This window comes from Flagellimonas sp. L-11 (assembly GCF_056857735.1).
Map to the genome: position 1 here is coordinate 60,951 of NZ_JBSXNR010000071.1, position 19,435 is coordinate 80,385.

Below are 19,435 nucleotides of genomic sequence, written 5' to 3' on the forward strand. Positions count from 1 at the left end.
AATAAAAAACAAAACATGTCATACAAGAAATTCGGCTTTGTATTGGGGCCGCTTTTGTTTGCCCTGGTCCATTTCTATTTTACGGGGGAAGGACTTTCCGGGGAAGGCCGTGATGTACTTGCAGCAACCTTATGGATCGGCGTTTGGTGGGTCTTTGAGGTAATCCCCATTGCGGCCACCGCCTTACTCCCCATAATCTTGTTTCCACTTTTGGATACCATCCCATTGGGTGATACAACGGCCAGTTACGGTCATAAATATGTCTTTCTATATATGGGAGGGTTTATGTTGGCCATGGCCATTGAGAAGTGGAACCTTCATAAAAGAATCGCACTTCAAATCATAAGGGCTATCGGAACGAATATATATACGATAGTACTTGGTTTTATGGTTGCCACGGCATTTCTATCCATGTGGATTTCGAATACGGCAACTACGGTAATGGTAATGCCCATGGCAATGTCCATTATAAAGCAGTTGGGCGATAACCCCAATACCCTTAAAAATGAAACAGCGGAGTTTGGGAAATTATTGATGCTGGCCATTGCCTATGCCGCATCGATAGGAGGTATTGCCACCTTGATCGGTACGCCTCCCAATTTGGTGCTTGCCGGATTTGTCCAAAAAACATATGGGGTCGATATTGGTTTTTGGCAATGGATGAAATTTGGCTTTCCAATTGCATCGGTATTATTGGTGTTTGCATGGCTGTACCTGACAAGGCTCGCATATCCGATGGGCAAGGGACGGTTTCCAGGAGGGAAACAAGAAATTGATAGATTGTTACAGGAATTGGGCCCCATGGGCAGGGAAGAAAAAATGGTGCTTTCTGTTTTTGTTCTAACAGCTATTTGCTGGATATCAAGATCATTTTTATTGCAAAAATTCATTCAGAACATAGATGACACCATGATTGCCATTGGTTCCGCCATTTTACTTTTCATTATTCCCGCAAAGGGGAGGGGTCGACCGCTCATCCGATGGGATGAAGCCGTAAGGATCCCTTGGGGAATCATTCTGTTGTTTGGTGGTGGAATGGCAATTGCCAAGGGATTTCAAGATACGGGCCTTGCGCATTACCTGGGCGCTCAGATGACATTTTTCGATGGATTTTCACTGTTCGGTGTTTTGGTGCTTGTTATTGCATCCATCAACTTCTTGACAGAGGTTACATCCAATTTGGCCACCACGGCCATGATGTTGCCAGTTTTGGCACCCTTGGCATTGACCCTGGGGGTCGACCCCTTCATGCTTATGGTCGCTTGTACCACTGCCGCCTCCTGTGCTTTTATGCTTCCCGTGGCAACCCCTCCCAATGCTGTTGTTTTTGGGTCGGGTTATTTGCGAATTCCGGACATGGTGCGGACCGGCTTTTTTATGAACATCCTGTCAATAATTATTATGTCGTTTGCCGTTTATTTTTTACTTCCTTTAATCAAGGATTTTTCTATAAAGTAGCAAGTCTCGGAGCGGGCCATTCTATTCCCTAGTAATGATTGAATAATGGACAAGTAATGGGGCCAGCTCCAAAGGTGTCGGATTAACGGGTTGGGTTTAATTTATGGACCATTTTTATTAGATTTTTTCAATACAAGTGTTTTTGAATATTCTTCAGAATCGGTTTTTGCATTTGAAGTTTATTACCGTTTTTGGGTTGATAATTTCGCTTTGCCATAAAAATTGGTTTCCTTAGAGGAACCTTAACTTGTTTAATTCATAATATATCCATCTACAAAATTGATCAAAAGAGTCTCTATATTATGTTTGATAGCGGCCATGGCTGTTATAACTGTAATTTTGAGTATTCAAAATGAAGATGTAGGGGAATATAAATTAGTCCCACAAGAAATGCCGGTTCATTATAATGGTGATCGGTTTGCAGGCTCATCTTCCTGTATACCTTGCCATAAAAATATATACCAGACCCATTTGGAATCGTCACATTATAATTCCTCTTCGATTGTAAATGGGCAAACGCTAAAGAATCATTTTGATAACTGGTCCAACCAGCTAGAACTAACAGATGTTGAAGTGGAAATTGCTCGTGATGGACAGACTTATGTTCAAAATACGTATTCCAAGACAACGGGCGAATTGGTCGATAAATCCAGTTTTGATGTTGTAATAGGTTCTGGCGTCAAGGGACAATCCTATTTGACATTTAAGGGGGATTCGCTATTTCAGTTGCAGGCCTCATATTTTAGGTTGATAGATAGCTGGATAAATAGCCCGGGTTTCCCCAATCATAAGTATTCAAGGCCTGTTACTGACAACTGTATCAAATGCCATGTAACCTTTGCCAAAAACAAGAATTTTAGAGGCAATACCAATGTTTATGAAAGGGAATCCTTTATGTATGGTATAGACTGTGAACGATGCCACGGCCCATTAAAGGAACATGTGGATTACAGATCAGGGAACTTAACCGACAGTGAAGAAGACGTAGTTGTCAAAATAGACACATTGGGCCGACAATTAAAAATGGATATTTGCGTGCAATGCCATTCGGGCCTGCGTGCGATCCAAGTAAAGGATAATCCCTTTTCCTTTATAGCCGGCGAAAGATTGGACAAATATGCCAAAAACTACAACTTTGGAAGGCCAGAGGCTGAACTGGATGTACATGGTAATCAATATGGTCTTCTTAAAAGTAGTGAGTGTTACAAAAATTCAGCTACGATGAGTTGTACCACATGTCATGATCCACATCAAAATCAACGTGGGAATGAAGAACATTTTAATTCCAAATGTATCGAATGCCATTCAAGCCCGGAAAAGCTGCACACCACTCCCAACTTCAATTCAAGGGACAATTGCATCTCCTGCCATATGCCACTTTTTCCTTCTCAAACCATGAAAGTAAAGCTTGGGGATACAAACGAGGAAACATCGGTAAATATCCGAACACATCTGATCGGTGTTTATGTGGATAGTATTCTACAAAACAAGAAAACATAAAAGACCCAAAACTTTTCCAACAGAAAAAAGCTCTTTGAATACTATATAAAACAAAGAGTGAAATACTATAAAATTCTTGAATTTAGAGCCTTTTTATTTTTAAATACGCAAATATTTTAGGTTGCCATAGTATTTTTCCAAAAATCATTTTAAAGGAAACCTATTATGCAGATAAAAGTAGCACCAGAATTATATGATGCAATCATAGTGGGTTCTGGAGCAGGGGGCGGTATGGCGGCCAAGCAATTGGCCGATGCGGGATTGAACGTTGCCATAGTGGAGGCAGGCCCATTTTTTGACCCTGCCGACCCCAAGACGATGACCCAGCTAAAATGGCCCTATGAATCCCCAAATAGGGGAGCGGGTACCACAAGGCCCTTCGGAGGTTGGGACATGGCCTATGGGGGATGGGAAATAGAGGGAGAGCCCTACACCCATGAGCCAGGCACTAAATTTGATTGGTTTCGTTCCCACATGCTGGGAGGAAGAACCAATCATTGGGGCCGGATTTCACTGCGTTTTGGGCCAAATGATTTTAAAGGTAAGACGCGTGATGGACATGGTGAAGATTGGCCCATTGGCTATGAGGATGTAAAGCCCTATTATGATAAGGTCGATAAACTGATCGGGGTATTTGGCACCAATGAAGGATTGGAAAACGATCCTGATGGATTTTTTTTACCGCCTCCAAAACCTAGACTCCACGAGTTATTTTATATCAATGGCGCCAAGAAAGCCGGTGTGCCGGTTATACCGGGTCGCCTTTCAATGTTGACCAAACGGATAAATAACCAAAGGGGCGTTTGTTTTTACTGTGGACAATGTTCCAGGTCTTGCTCGGTATATGCTGATTTCTCATCTGGAAGTTGCTTGATATTCCCGGCACAAAAAAGTGGGGGAAGAATCAAAATATTTGTCAATTCAGTGGTGCGTGAAGTTACTACGGATGATGAAGGTAAGGCGACCGGTGTATCCTATATCAGTAAAGATGACAGAAAGGAATACAAACTTAAAGGAAAAGTTATAGTCCTTGCCGCTTCTGCTTGTAGTTCTGCCCGAATCCTGTTGAACTCAAAAAGCAAACATCATCCCAATGGCTTGGGCAATAGCAGCGACCATATAGGAAAATATCTGCACGATTCCACAGGAGCCAGCCGTTCTGCATTCATCCCGGGGCTGATGAACCGTAAAGTTACCTATAACGAGGACGGTACAGGCGGAATGCATGTGTATTCCCCATGGTGGGGAGATAACAAGAAATTGGATTTTCCCCGTGGTTACCATATTGAAATTGGTGGCGGGATGCGACAGCCAAATTATGGTTTTGGTTTCAATACCAATGAGTTCAATAAATTCTTTGGCTTAAATGTAGGGGGGTATGGGGATGTTCTACGTGACGATATAAAGAAATATTACGGTTCGGTGATACATATGGCTGGACGCGGTGAAGGTATTGCGCGTAAAGAGAATTACTGTGAGATAGACCCCACTACGGTGGATAAATTCGGAATTCCTGTGCTCAAATTTAATTATAAGTGGTCCGACCTAGAGATTAAACAAGCCAAACACATGCAAGATACCTTCGAGGAAATCATCCATAATATGGATGGTGAACCCCTTGGGGATAAACCTACCGTCGATATAGACTATGGTTTGCTTGCCCCGGGAAGAATCATCCATGAGGTAGGAACAACGCGGATGGGAGATGACCCTAAGACTTCTGTAACCAATAAATTCAACCAATTGCACGATGTGGACAATGTCTTTATTGTTGATGCGGGTCCCTTTACATCCCAAGCCGATAAAAACTGTACATGGACCATTTTGGCATTGTCATGGCGAGCATCGGATTATATCATCGAACAACTTAAACAACAAAACATCTAAAATCAATGGACAGGAGGAAAAGTATACAAACCATGATCATGGGGGCTGGGGCCTCTGCTTTGGCCTTTTATGGCTGTAAGGCGGATGCAGAAATGAGTATCCCAAGTAAAATGGACACTGCACACTTTGGAAGAACCCCGGAGGAGTTGGAGCGAATAGGAAAATTGAATGCCCAAAAATTATTTTCGGACCATGAATTGGAGACCATTGCCGTTTTAAGCAGCATCATTCTGCCGTCTAAAGAACCTTATGGAGGCCCAATTGAGGCCAAAGTTCCAGAATTCATAGAATTTATTGCCAAGGATATCCCAGAATTCGAACTCACCTTAAAAGGTGGGCTGATGTGGCTCGATTACCAAAGCAACAAGCTTTTTGATCTGGAGTTCAAGAAGGCTGCGTTGGAGCAGCAAAAACAAATCTTGGATACCATAGCTTTTCATGATGCAACAGTTCCTTTGGATGTGCAACCTCTCGAAATTCAATTCTTTGCGATTATGCGAAACTTAACCGTCACAGGGTATTACACTTCAAAAGAGGGTATTGCGGATTTGGGCTATAAAGGAAATCGACCAAACATATGGGACGGTGTTCCCCAAGATATACTGGATCAGCATGGAGTGGCTTACGACCCCGAATGGATTGAAAAATGCGTTGACCAGAGCAAGCGTAATATAATTGCGGAATGGGATGAAAATGGAAATCTATTGACTTGAAGTCTTGTCCTTTTGATGGCAAATGCTATAAAAACAACCGATAATGAAGTTTTAAGAAAAAATATATAAATATCACAATGGTAAGGCATTGAAATTATAAAATTCATGAATTTGAAGATGTATAATAACATATTGACAATAAAGTGTGGCCTTTATCATTTATGTTTACCTAATTCAATTTTACATTTTCCATCATGGATCTTTTGGATTTTAAACTATTTAACTAACACAAACAACCTAAAATTTGATTATGAAAAAACCTTTTTTCAAGAGTATTATGTTTTTGGCTGCTGTACTTTGTACGGGCTTTATACAGGCCCAGAGCATTACAGGTACGGTATCTGACGAAACAGGACCCTTACCGGGGGCAAACGTTCTGGTCAAAGGGACTACAAATGGGACACAAACCGATTTTGACGGTAATTTTAGCATTGATGCTGCCAGTGACGCTACTTTGGTTATCAGCTATATAGGGTACAAGACCATTCAAGTTCCCGTCAATGGTCAAAGTACCATAAATGTAACCATGGAAGAGGATGCCAACCGATTGGATGAAATCGTAGTAACGGGATATGGCTCACAGGCCAAGAAGGATTTGACAGGGGCCGTGACCGTTGTGGATACCGAAGAGCTTAAATCTGTACCAGCGACTACATTTTCTCAACAGTTACAGGGTAGGGCTGCCGGTGTAACCATCATTAACGATGCCAGACCGGGAGGTGAGGCAACGGTTCGTATCCGCGGTTTCGGTACGCTGGGGAACAATGACCCCTTGTATATCATAGATGGTGTCCCTTCCCAAAGGCAATCTAATTTAAACCCTAATGACATTGAGTCCCTACAGGTGCTAAAAGATGCTTCATCAGCTTCCATTTATGGATCTAGAGCTGCAAATGGAGTCATCATTATCACTACAAAAAAGGGTAAAATGGGCAAACCGACGATCAACTACAATACGTATTATGGAATTCAATCCCCGGCCAACGATGTAGAGGCGTTAAATGCAGAAGATTTGGGCACGTATTTATATTTGGCCGATTTGTACGCAGGCAAGACCCCAAGTCACGGACAGTATACCTTCGGGCCCAATGGTGAAGTGACCATACCCGATTATGTTTTTCCAAGTGGCGCTTTTGAAGGTGATCCCGGTACCGATCCGAGTCTTTATGCATTGGAACCTGGCAACATATATGCTATTACACGTGCTGCTGATACCGATTGGTGGCAGGAAGTATCAAGGTCCGCTCCCATTTTAAGCCACAATATTTCGGCTTCAGGAGCTACAGAAATGGCGCGTTATGCCTTTAGCTTGGGATATTTTTCACAAGAAAGTATAGTTAAGTTCTTTAGTTATGATAGAATATCGCTAAGGGCGAACACAGAGTTCAAAGCTTTGAATAAACGGCTGACCATTGGCGAGAATTTCACTGCTTCATTTGATAACCTTAAGGGGTTTGTTTCCAATGATGATGAGCAGAGTCCCGTTTCTGGCTCCTATAAGCACCATCCTTTGCTTCCCATTTATGACATTGCCGGTAATTTTGCAGGTAGTAGAGGGGCCAATCTGGGCAACAATTTTAATCCATATGCCAGACTGTACAGGGACAGGGACGATAGGAGATATAGTTTACGACTATTGGGGAATGTCTATGCGAACTATGAGGTGATCCCCAGCCTTGAAATACGAACCAGTTTTGGATTGGACGGAAGAATACAGCGACAGAGGGATTTAGGCCGTCCACAGCCAGAGTATGTGGAGGGTAACTTTATCAACAGTTCCACTGCTAGGGAACAATATGAGTACCAGTGGACTTGGACAAATACCTTGACCTATTCCAAGACCTTTAATGAAAACCATAATTTCAAGGCCTTTGTTGGTGTGGAGTCTATCCAGCAATTTGAAGAACGTTTGGAGGCAAGTAGACAACGATTTGCTTTTGAAACAACAAATATCCTGAGTTATTTGGATTTAGGGGATGCCACTACCGCGACCAATAGAGGATTTGTTTGGCAAGATTATACGCTATGGTCCCAGTTTGGTCAGTTAAACTATGACTACAACGGGAAATACTTGGCCCAGGTCATTTTGAGAAATGATTCATCCTCTAGGTTTCAACAGGCTTCCAGAAGTGCATTTTTTCCCGCCTTTAGCTTAGGTTGGAGGATTTCAGATGAAAAGTTCATGGAAGATGTCACCTGGATAGATAACTTAAAATTAAGGTATGGTTGGGGTAAAACAGGAAACCAGCAAATCGGTGACTACAATGCATTTACTACCTACCGTTCCGATATTTTAACAGGGGGATATCCAGTGGACGGTTCTACAGGTACCCCACAGATCGGTTTTGCGCCAAGAGCTTTTGGAAACCCCAATGCCAAATGGGAGGCGACGACCTCAAATAACATAGGGCTGGATTTGGTGATGCTGAACAACAAGGTCTCACTGAACCTGGACCTTTGGAAACGGGTTACTACCGACATGTTGATCAATGTCCCTGTCACCTATACCGCGGGTCAAGCGGATGAACCTGCATTCAATGTGGGACAGATGACCAATAAAGGGTTTGATTTGGGAATCAGTTATGGTGATAAAAAAGGAGATTTCTCCTATGATGTCAGTGCCAATCTTTCTGCGTACAAGAACAATGTTGATGCGTTGGAAGGGGAGAGCACCCGAATTTTTGGTCAAAGTAGGAGAATACCTGCACTGTCCATAACCGAGGCAGGCTTGCCCTTATCCTCTTTTTATGGGTTCAGAAACTTGGGGATTTTCCAATCCCAGGCAGAAGCTGATGCCTGGGCACCTTACGGAGATTATAATGCCCCCGGTAAATTCAAGGTGGCCGACGTTAACAACGATGGTGTCATTAACGACGATGACCGGACTGTTATTGGAAGTCCCCACCCTGATTTCACTTATGGTGTCAATATTAATTTAAGCTATAAAAACTTGGAATTGAACATCTTTGGTAATGGCTCCCAAGGGAATGACGTATTCAACTATGTGAGATATTTTGCAGATTTCAATACCTTTCAAGGTAACCGGAGCACCAGGGCATTGTTCGATGCATGGCAACCGACCAATCCAACGGCAGACCCAAGTACTTGGGTGGCGGCCAACCCCAATGCCACTTCCCCGATTATGGACGCCAATGATCAAATCAGTAGCAGGCCTTCATCCTACTTGATCGAGGATGGAAGTTTCTTCAGACTGAAGAATATACAATTGACCTATAATTTCCCCGATAAAATATTATCCACAGTGGGTCTGGACAAGGCTCAAGTATACGTGCAGGCCCAAAACATGGCCACTTTTACCAAATATTCGGGCCTTAACCCGGAAGTTCAATTGAGCAATGCGGACGACTCAAGAAGAAACCTAACTTTAGGTTATGATGGCGGAGCCCAACCAGTATCAAAAACGATAACGCTAGGGTTAAATGTTACACTTAAATAATACAAATTAAATGTTTATAAAAATGAAAAAGATAATTTCGACTTTACTTGGAATACTTGGCGTGATTGCTTTGGTATTGAGCTGTAATAACGATTTTTTGGATAGACAGCCACAGGGCCAGTTCAGTGAAGCGGATGTTGCTACTTTGGATGGCGTCAACGGTCTTCTGCTCGGAGCCTATACGATGCTCCCCGGTGGCGGTTTGGAGGGACAGACATGGCATAATGATATTCATAACTGGGTGTTCAACCTGGCTTCCGATGATGCTCTTAAGGGCACAGATGCTGGGGATCAACCTGAACAATCCTTTATTGAGGCATACGACTTTCAGTCGTTCAATGTTCACGTAAGGGATAAATGGAGAGGGCTTTACAAAGGGGTCGCTGCCACCAATAATGTCATAAATACTTTGGAGAAAGTTGAGGATGCTACAGAGGAGCAAAAACAACAGATAATCGCAGAAGCCAGGTTTTTGCGGGGGCTGTTTCACTTTGAGGCAAGAAAAATGTGGAGAATGCCCACTTATATCAGTGATGAGGATTTTGAATTGAACGACCTTGAAAGTACCAAGGTGCCCAATGACCGGGAAATCTGGCCATTGATCGAAGCTGATTTTGAAGCCGCGGCCGCAGTGTTGCCCGAGACGCAAAGCGAAGTTGGCAGACCAACAAGTTGGGCCGCCAAAGCCTTTTTGGCCAAGGCCAAAATGTATCAGGGATGGAATTCGGACGGTTCTGCGAACACAACGAAATTACAGGAGGCAAAACCCATTTTGGAAGACATTCTAAACAATGGCCCCTTCTCTTTGGAAGAAAAGTACCAAGACAATTTTTTGGTCGCTACCCGAAACAATTCGGAATCCATATTTGAAGTCCAGTACGCCATTAGCAGTGCCACGGGAGATGCGGCCAATAGAGGTATTGGTCTTGCACACCCCTATACCGATCCATGGGGCTGCTGTGGATTTTATCAGGTATCACAAAACCTGGTAAATGCTTTTAAAACAGAGGGCGGGCTTCCCATGTTGGAGACCTTTGATGATGAAGATGTGCCGGCTACCGTTGATCCTGTTACCACATTGTCAACATATGACGGTCCAGTGGACCCAAGATTGGACCATTCCGTGGGCAGACCGGGGATTCTATACAAAGGATTTAAAATTTATCAGACCGATTTTGTACGTGACCTGACCTATGCCGGACCTTTTTTTAGTATGAAGCATGTGGCAGAACCAGAGGCCTTTGGACAAGGCGGATGGGGAAATCTATCGGCCAACAACTACAGGATCATGCGTTTGGACATGATCATTCTATGGCTTGCCGAAGTCGAAGTGGAAATCGGCGATCTGGAGGTTGCCAGGGGCTTGGTAAATCGGATTAGGGCCAGGGCGGCCAATCCGGAAGGCTTTGTTCCATTGGCCACGCAAGGTGAGGAAAGAAACGATTTCACCATCGTCGATGGTGAACCAGCGGCCAATTATGAAATTTCCGAGTACGAATCACCATGGACGGATAAGGACATGGCCAGGAGAGCCGTACGTTTTGAAACTAGATTGGAATTTTCCATGGAAGGACATCGATTTTTTGATCTTCAACGTTGGGGCATAGCTGCTGAAGTTTTAAACCAATATATACAAAGTGAGTCCGAACATAGAACGTATTTGGAGGGCAGATCCTTTCAAGAGGGGAAAAATGAATTTTTCCCCATTCCGATTGAGGCAATAGATAGATCGGTAAAAGATGGTCAGCCTACTTTGACACAAGACCCTGCCTACTAATAGGTAAAATAAATATTTTTAACACTTAAAATCAAAAGGCCTTGATAATTTCATATCATGGCCTTTTGGAATTAAGTGCCTTGAACTTTCGAGAACAGATCAGGATAAGTGAATATTGATAATAGGTCAAAAATGAAAAAGAGTATCACCCTTATTGTTATTTATGTTTTGGTATTCTCATGCCAAAAAAAACCTCAGGTATTGTTCAAGCAACTGAATGCCGATAGTACGGGCATATATTTTAACAATAGGATTGTGGAAACCGATAGTTTCAATATTCTAACAAATGAATATATTTTTAACGGCGGAGGTGTAGCCGTAGCTGATTTTAACAATGATGGCAAAAGCGACATTTTATTCACTGGCAACCAAGTGGCGAACCAGCTTTATTTAAATGAAGGCGATTTTAAATTTAAGGAAGTTGGCAAGGATTCTGGTATCGCGGCAGATAATAATTGGTGTACAGGAGTTGCGGTTGTCGACATTAATTTGGATGGTTGGCTCGATGCATACATCTGTACGGCCATGAAAGAAAAAGGAGATCAAAGAAGGAACCTGCTTTTCGTCAATCAGGGATCTGATAAGAACGGAGTGCCCAAGTTCCGTGAAATGGCCGCTGAGTACGGTATCGATGACCCCGGAAATAGTATGAACGCTACTTTTTTTGACTATGATAAGGATGGGCTTTTGGATTTATATGTACTCAACAACCAACAAGTACATACATTGCCCTCCAATTATCGTCCAAAAATCAATGATGGATCTGCAAAAAGCAATGATAGGCTTTACCATAATAATAGGAACGGAACCTTTAGCGATGTGACCATTGGGGCTGGTATAGTGCATGAAGGTTTTGGTCTGGGGCTGGCTGTTTCGGATTTAAACTATGATGGTTGGCCGGATATCCATGTCAGCAATGATTATTTGACCAACGATTTATTGTACATGAACAATAAAGACGGAACATTTACAAATCAAATTGAGGACTATATAAAGCACCAGAGTAAGTTTTCAATGGGATCGGACATTGCCGATTATGACAATGACGGCTTGCTTGACATTATAACTTTGGATATGTTGGGGGAAAGCAACCAAAGAATGAAAACAACCATAGGCCGAACCAATTACCTTGAGTATACCTTGAACGAACGCTTTGGTTATCAGTACCAATATATGCGAAATATGCTGCACAAGGGATCGAGCTCTGGAGGTAATTTTAGTGAGATTGGCCTGATGGCGGGAGTCTCCAAAACCGATTGGAGTTGGGCCCCACTTTTCGTGGATGTAGACAATGATGGATTTCGGGATTTATTGATTACAAATGGTTTTCCGAGGGACATTACCGATAGGGATTTTGGCGACTTTAGGTTGGGCGCTGCATCATTTTTGACCCCCGCTCAGATATTGGACTCCATCCCGGTGGTTAAAATACCAAATTATGGATACAGAAATAAAGGGGACTGGACCTTTGAAGAAGTAGGGAATGCCTGGGGATTGAATATTCCCTCCTTTTCCAATGGAGCAGCTTACGCCGACCTGGATTTGGATGGAGATCTGGATTATGTTGTCAATAATATCAATGAAGAAGCATTCATTTTTAAAAACCGGTCGGAATCCGGGTCTTTTGGGAACAATAATTTTCTAAGGGTCCTTTTAAAGGGAAATAAAGGAAACCCATTGGCCATTGGAGCAAAGGTTTTGATCCGCTATGGTAAAGGGAAAAAGCAATATTACCAACATTACCTCAGTAGGGGTTACATGTCCTCCATGGAACCTATTGTTCATTTTGGAATAGGATCCGATGAAATGATTTCCGGGCTTGAAATACAATGGCCTGATGGAAATTATCATAAACTGAACCATATTCGACCCAATCAATTGATTGAGATTGATTATGAAACTAGTGAAATCCTGAGCAATGCGGACATGTTGAGAATTAATATGGACTCGTTGGAGGACCCGGAATTATCCGAAGTTTCAGATCAGTTGGGTATAAACTATGAGCATGTGGAGCAGGATTTTGTAGATTTTAACACCCAGCAACGAACCCTGCCCCATAAATTTTCACAACATGGCCCCTGTTTGGCCGTGGGTGATATCAATGGCGACTCATACGAAGATGTCATTGTTGGAAGTTCGGCAAACCATTCCCCCGTATTGTATATGCAAGATGCAAATGGAAATTTTGAAGGGCACATGATATTCGAAAACGAACAGGACATGGGCTACGAGGAAGTGGATATGGAGTTGTTTGATCTGGACAATGATGGGGACCTGGACCTATACTTGGTTTCTGGGAGCAATGAGTTTGATCCCGGCAGTGAATTTTACAAAGACCGGATTCTTATTAATGATGGACATGGAAACTTTGTCGTGGATCCTGACAGGATGCCCGAGATAAGTACAAGTGGGTCGGTGGTGAAATCCGTGGATTTTGATCAGGATGGCTATTTGGACTTATTTGTCGGAGGACGGACACCAGCAGGTAAATACCCGGCAGCTGAAAAAAGCTATTTATTGAAAAACGATAAAGGTGTCTTAAGGGATATTACCCGTGAATATGCGCCAGATTTATATAAGGTCGGAATGGTAACAGATGCAATATGGTCCGACTACGATGGGGACAATAGGCCAGATTTGATAGTCTTGGGGGAATATATGCCCATTACTTTTTTCAAAAATGAAACAACATCCTTTAAAATAAGTAAAGAAACTGGAATTGATGATTATATCGGTTGGTGGGAATGCATAAAATCCAGCGACATGGACGGGGACGGGGATATGGATTTTGTTGCCGGAAATTTGGGCAGCAACAATTTTTTCCAACCATCCAAGGAACGGCCTGTCCATATGGTAGGCAAGGATTTTGACAAAAATGGTAGTCAAGACCCCATTTGCTTTGTTTATATTAAAGACGATAGGGGAACATATAGACCGTATCCTTTCAATTATTGGGGTGATTTAAACCTGCAAAGCCCCTTGTTTAGAAAAAAGTTTGACTATTTTAAGGAATATGCAGAAGCTACTTTCAGCACTTTATTCAGTGAGGAGGAAATCAAGAATGCCCTAATCTTAAAGGGTAATTTTGATAAAAGTGCCTATTTGGAAAATCTGGGCAACGGTAAATTTGATCTTCACCCTTTGCCCACTGCGGCGCAACTGGCACCTTTAAACGATATATTGCTTTGGGATATGGATGGAGATGGCCACAAGGATATTATTGGGATAGGGAACGATTTTGGGAATGAAACTTTTATTGGAAGATACGATGCCCTTAACGGCATACTCTTAAAAGGTAACGGGCAAGGAGGTTTTATACGTGAAAAAACATCGGCCAGCGGATTTTTGGTCCCAGGTGATGCCAAGTCCATTGTGAGGGTAAACCACGCATTGGGCGGCTATCTTTTTTTCGTGACACAAAATAAGGACAAGCTCTTGGTTTTTAAAGATAAAACCAATTCAACTAATGGCGTGAACATCGCATTTTAATTGGATTATCCATCCTTCATAAAAAAAATCACATGCATTGTGGGAACTGGTGCTAAAATTCATGAATTTGATTTTTAATCTCCCAATTAATTGTTTTTGAATACTTTGAATGAGGTATATTTAATGAAGATAGTTTATTATCCAGTTTTAACTTCTCTCGAAAATTACAATTGGATTAAAACCCATAAAATTTTGAGTTAGTTGAGATTTAATTCAAGTTTAGTTCAAAAGCAATGTTGTAGTATTCCAGCATTGCTTTTTTTTTGAAGGACATAAATATCAACGATTTTCTTACAATGATGATTACCCGTTTTTGTGAATGACACAAAAATGAGGGCTGTCTTCCATGTAATCTTGCCAAATGTATAAAATGCAAGCACTACAATTATTTATCCGATATAAAATGATTGGGTGAATTTGTACGGAAACAAAATTAAATCGTAGATTGTATCGAACCAACTTCATAAGTATTATGGAAATGCATTTTTAAACAATGGAATGCCTTTCAAGTATAATCACTTGTGTTATGCAACCAAACTAACTAACGCTCAACATGTCATTAAAACACAAAGTGGCCATATTGCTGTATTTGGCCATTATGCCAATATATTGCCAAGAAGTCTCTTCAAATAGACTTGCGCCCTATTTAAAGGGTATAAAGGAAATGGTGGATAACCATAGTTTTCTAAGTCAGGAAACCCTACTGGAAAACCACGCCCGATCAAAGGGAGAACATAGGGTGGACGCTTGTCTGGATTTGTTCATTCACTATATTTTTAAATCGACCGAACTTGCCAAAAAATACAATGACGAAGCATATCGGCTTGCAACCGATTTGGGTTATGATAGAGGGTTTTTGAGAGCATCCTTAAATCAGGCGTTCATATCTTTCGTTCATGGTGAATTTGATAATGCATTGGACATTATAAATCAAGTTGAATCAGATGATAAATGTACATTATTTGGTAAAATAGAAGCCGATAGCGAAACACTCAGGTCGTATATCTTTACTGAAAGGGGCGAGTATGACCTGGCCTATGAAACTGCCTTGAATTTACTGGAGAAAGGGGAGGGGCTAAATGATCGATACTGTTTAATGCGGGCATATTCTGCAATATCCCATTTCTATTTGAGAATGGGAGATTATCAAAAGGCACTTGACAATTGCTTAAAGGGACTTGGCTATATATTGGAGTTGAAAGAAGCTAGGTTTATTTTTCCAAAAGTAGATGAAATAGCCAGAATGACCCATAAACTTGAAGGGAGTAAAAAAGCTCGAGAAATCTATGATTTTTATCTGGAGTTGGAAAGTTCTGTAGATGCCCCGGGCAATTATATCCAAAGTGCCGTGTACATGAACATAGCGGCCATTTACTTGGAAGAATCGGAGTTGGAAAAGGCAGCGGAATTTTTGGATAGGGCAATGGTATTAATCGATTCCAACAACTATAGGTTTAGAAAGCCGAGAGCACATGTTTTAATGGCTGCTCTAAGTTTGCACAAAGGTGATAGCCTAAGTGCCATAATTGAATATAATAAGGCCTATCAGGCAGCAAAGAAAATCAAAGCGTTTGATGTTATTAAGGAAGTGAGCAAATCCTTGTCTACCATTAACATGTCAATGGGCAATACCGAAGAAGCGCTTCATTTCTCCAATTTGCATTTATCCCTAAAGGATTCGCTTTTCACCATCGAATCCGAACAGCGATTAAGGATATTGGAGGCTAGTAGGCGCATTTCACAAATATCCAGACAAAAGGAAATTTTGGAACTTAAATCCAAGTCGCAAGAAGAACGATATCGTTTCCTAACCATAATATTGGCCATTCTCTTGGTGTTTGGATTTTTTGCAACACTTTCATACTTTAAGGTGAAGAGGAAAAATAAGCTATTATATTATAGAACACGGGAGCTGGCTGTTGAAAAACTTGGTCAAAAAAAGAAGTTTGCCATCGGGAAGGAAAATAGACCCAATGGACAAATTGCCAAACCTATTCCCGGCAAGGATTATCTGGATGAGGATATAAAGGAAATAATTCTTACCAAACTCAATAGGCTGGAAGAAGAAGCTTTTTTTCTTGACCCTAAATGTAATCTGCGCAGTTTGGCAGATCTATTGCAAACAAACCAGAAATACCTCTCTCAGGTAATCAACCATGAGAAAAAGTCCAATTTTAATAATTATATTAACGGGCTTCGGATAAATCATCTTTTAAATAGATTGTTGGAGGATAAAGAGTACCGTAAAAATAAGTTATCCTATATTGCAACTTCAAGCGGATTTAATAACCTCAATACGTTTTATTCTGCCTTTAAAAAACGTTTGGGAATCTTGCCCTCTTATTTTATAGATAAACTCAATAAGGAAGAGCTGTGATTTTAGTTTCACATAAAGTGTTTGGGGGACTGTCGTGATTCCAATCCTTGGTATTGGATGCCCGTTCAGTATATAATTGGTGCGCTATCGGCGGCCCAATACGGTGACACCCTGTCGGGACTTGGCTATTGTTTTCAACCATACCGGATACAAGACCATTGGTGGTTATGGTAATGGCCAGTACCTTTGTTTTGACAATCTGTACAGAGCCCAGGGGCTAGGATAACAGGGTATGCTACACTAAAAAGGGATACAATCCTAGCCATTTGGGCTTGTCTGTCCCTTTTCTTCATAATTTTGTCCGGGTGTTGGTTTTTTCACGCGGATGTTATTCCAAATGCAGGGATTTTGGGAATTCCACGGCATACCTTCCCATATGGAAACGGGAGGCTGTCAAGGTCCTTTCGAGAAACCTCTTGATGTCCTCCTTTGTAAATGAGCTGATATAATCTGGGTTCAGCCCTGGTTCAAAGGCATAGCACAGATTGCCTTCCGAAGCCTCCCCATCTATGAAGAGCAGTCCTAAGTGGCGGGCCAAACGTTGCATGAAGGCCATCTTCATGTCCAACCGCAACAGTGCTTCCTTGGTATAAACGGGCTGCGACGGATCATGGATGAAAATTTCACCAAGTATTGCTCGCATACGGATGGTCTTTGTTCATTCTTTTTTAAATATACTTCATTATGCGCTACCACCGATATGGCTCCCTAAGGATTTTTATGGCTTTTTGGGGTTTTTGTTGCTTTCCATTGGGGCTCCAAAGTTAGGTGTCCAAATAGTTGAAATTTAAGCTACATTAGCTTCAGTTTTCCACTATTTGCTAGTGAACACAACTTTTTTTAGGGGATACTTATTAAAAAAAAGGGTAATTTATCGAAAATATATGCTTTTTGTCGTTTTTAATAAGGTAATATTCTTTCTTTTGTAAGACAAATAATACAAAAATCAATTTTGTATGAAAAAAGTAGTTTACTTTATTATGTTTGCGGTGGTTGGGTCGTTTAGTGGTCTGTATGCCCAGGAATCAGCAAGTGCCAGCACCACGGCCACAGTGGTTGCCCCCATTGCCATTACCAAATCCGCAGATATGAGCTTCGGTAATGTTGCGGTAAGTGCATCCACCTCGGGTACTGTCGTATTGGCACCCGGTGGTACTAGAACTGTTACGGGCGGAGCCACTATTCCCGCTACAACAGGCACCGTTAATGCGGCAGCCTTCAATATAACCGGTGAAGCCGGTTATACCTATTCGATAACCTTGCCCAGTTCGATAACCTTGAACGATAGCGGGGTCAATACCATGACCGTGGACACTTTTACCAGTACTCCGTCCGGAACCGGTACTTTGACAGCCGGTGCTGAAACAGTCAATGTTGGTGCGACGCTGAACCTTGCAGCAGCCCAAGCTTCAGGGACTTATACCAATGCATCCGACCTTACGGTAACGGTTAATTACAATTAACCTATAAGATCGTTTCCTAAAAGAATGTCAATTCGAGAGCGTAATATGGTAGTTGATGATACTGGGTATCGAAAAGCAGGATCCATTTTCAAGGCCCTTCGTTTGGACAATCTCTTTCCCTGGTGGATTTAAGAGTGGGATAGCCCTTGTGCGACCTCTTAAAACCAAAAAAGGGTTGTAACCAATTTTAAGACCGGATGTCCATAGAATTCTATGGACATCCAAATTTTAAGGGTATGAATATAATCAGGAATTTTACTACGGGCCGGTTCAAACCCTTCCCATTATTTTTATTGGTAGCCTTCACATCGTCAAGCATTTGTGCACAGGGGGATCTGTTGGTTTTTCCCAAACGCATTGTCTTTGACGGATCCCTTCAAAAAGTCAAAACCCTGCACATTAGCAATATCGGAACGGATACCACGACCTACCGGATATCCCATATCGAAATGGAAATGGTATCGGATGGTCGGTTGGTGGAACTCGATACTTTGGAGGCCTCCCACAACCTGGCCTCAAAATTTTTGCGTGTTTTCCCGCGACGTGTAACACTATCCCCCGGAGAATCACAAGTGGTCAAGATACAAATGGTCAACGGAAATTCATTGGAAAAGGGCGAATATAGGTCTCATCTGTACTTTAGGCCCGTATTGGGGCCCCGGAACCCTGATCGGGCCCAAACCGGAGAACCTGTCACTGACCAAATCAAAATTAAATTGAATTATGTTTATGGCATTTCCATTGCCAATATCATAAGAATTGGTAAGCCTGAAATCAAGGTTTCCATTGATTCCCTTGAATTGAAAAATCTCCAAAAGGATCGTTTTACCCTAACAATGGCCTTCCGAAGAAGCGGGAATGTTTCCTCCTATGGTTCCATCGTGATGGAATACATCCCCCTAAAGGGATCGCCGGTACTCCTGAATACCATAAAAGGATTTGCAATTTACACACCAGGCAATCTAAGGTATGCAACCTTTGATATAAACATCCCGGAAGATATACATCTGGGGCAAGGGCACATTAGGGTGACTTATTTGGAAGATGGAAGCAAACGGATATATGCACAACAAACCCTAAACCTATGAAGTATATGAAAAGCTGACATGGTCGGAAGGGGTGCACCAAATTTATGGGACCGACCCGCTGAGCTATGGGCCGGAGCTGGAAGGCGCCATTGAATTTTACAGGGAGGACCACAGGGAAAGGGTCAAGGAAGCCATAAGCTCGGCAATGGAAAATGGGTCGCCCATAGAGTTTGAGGCAGCATTGATATCCGCCAAGGGCAATGAGAAGTGGGTCAGGGCGATGGGA

12 protein-coding genes are annotated in these 19,435 nt (G+C 42.1%); 11 read left to right on the forward strand and 1 reads right to left on the reverse strand.

Going from position 1 to position 19,435, the window contains the following annotated elements; translation table 11 throughout:
- Nucleotides 1-15: 15 nt before the first annotated feature.
- From AC13CC_RS13640 to AC13CC_RS13675, 8 genes are all read left to right on the forward strand, one after another.
- Complete coding sequence (locus tag AC13CC_RS13640) at nt 16-1,458, forward strand: SLC13 family permease (RefSeq protein WP_482877993.1); 1,443 nt, start codon at nt 16-18, stop codon at nt 1,456-1,458.
- Between the two features lie 339 nt (nt 1,459-1,797).
- Nucleotides 1,798-2,958, forward strand: a complete 1,161-nt coding sequence (locus AC13CC_RS13645) for a multiheme c-type cytochrome (protein WP_326279076.1) — start codon at nt 1,798-1,800, stop codon at nt 2,956-2,958.
- 165 nt (nt 2,959-3,123) lie between these two features.
- Nucleotides 3,124-4,845, forward strand: a complete 1,722-nt coding sequence (locus tag AC13CC_RS13650) for a GMC oxidoreductase (protein WP_482877994.1) — start codon at nt 3,124-3,126, stop codon at nt 4,843-4,845.
- Nucleotides 4,846-4,850: 5 nt separating this feature from the next.
- Nucleotides 4,851-5,558 carry a gluconate 2-dehydrogenase subunit 3 family protein gene (locus AC13CC_RS13655; RefSeq protein ID WP_482877995.1) on the forward strand — a complete coding sequence of 236 codons (708 nt, stop codon included), beginning with the start codon at nt 4,851-4,853 and terminating at the stop codon, nt 5,556-5,558.
- A gap of 250 nt (nt 5,559-5,808) precedes the next feature.
- Nucleotides 5,809-9,015, forward strand: a complete 3,207-nt coding sequence (locus tag AC13CC_RS13660; RefSeq protein WP_326279079.1) for a SusC/RagA family TonB-linked outer membrane protein — start codon at nt 5,809-5,811, stop codon at nt 9,013-9,015.
- Nucleotides 9,016-9,037: 22 nt separating this feature from the next.
- Complete coding sequence (locus AC13CC_RS13665) at nt 9,038-10,792, forward strand: RagB/SusD family nutrient uptake outer membrane protein (protein ID WP_482877996.1); 1,755 nt, start codon at nt 9,038-9,040, stop codon at nt 10,790-10,792.
- Nucleotides 10,793-10,924: 132 nt separating this feature from the next.
- On the forward strand, nt 10,925-14,281 hold the full coding sequence (locus AC13CC_RS13670) for a VCBS repeat-containing protein (protein ID WP_482877997.1): 3,357 nt from the start codon (nt 10,925-10,927) through the stop codon (nt 14,279-14,281).
- A gap of 553 nt (nt 14,282-14,834) precedes the next feature.
- On the forward strand, nt 14,835-16,658 hold the full coding sequence (locus tag AC13CC_RS13675; RefSeq protein ID WP_482877998.1) for a helix-turn-helix domain-containing protein: 1,824 nt from the start codon (nt 14,835-14,837) through the stop codon (nt 16,656-16,658).
- A gap of 328 nt (nt 16,659-16,986) precedes the next feature.
- Here the strand turns inward: AC13CC_RS13675 and AC13CC_RS13680 are convergent, their stop codons facing one another.
- Nucleotides 16,987-17,301 carry a hypothetical protein gene (locus AC13CC_RS13680; RefSeq protein ID WP_482877999.1) on the reverse strand — a complete coding sequence of 105 codons (315 nt, stop codon included), beginning with the start codon at nt 17,299-17,301 and terminating at the stop codon, nt 16,987-16,989.
- A gap of 313 nt (nt 17,302-17,614) precedes the next feature.
- Between AC13CC_RS13680 and AC13CC_RS13685 the strand changes: the two genes are divergently transcribed.
- The 3 genes from AC13CC_RS13685 to AC13CC_RS13695 all read left to right on the forward strand — a co-directional run.
- The gene (locus tag AC13CC_RS13685) at nt 17,615-18,121 is read left to right on the forward strand and encodes a DUF4402 domain-containing protein (RefSeq protein WP_482878000.1); all 507 of its coding nucleotides are present in this window, start codon (nt 17,615-17,617) and stop codon (nt 18,119-18,121) included.
- 236 nt (nt 18,122-18,357) lie between these two features.
- Nucleotides 18,358-19,209 carry a fimbrial biogenesis chaperone gene (locus AC13CC_RS13690; RefSeq protein ID WP_482878001.1) on the forward strand — a complete coding sequence of 284 codons (852 nt, stop codon included), beginning with the start codon at nt 18,358-18,360 and terminating at the stop codon, nt 19,207-19,209.
- 13 nt (nt 19,210-19,222) lie between these two features.
- Nucleotides 19,223-19,435 (forward strand): PAS domain-containing protein (locus tag AC13CC_RS13695; RefSeq protein WP_482878003.1); only part of this gene is annotated, 213 nt, incomplete at its 3' end.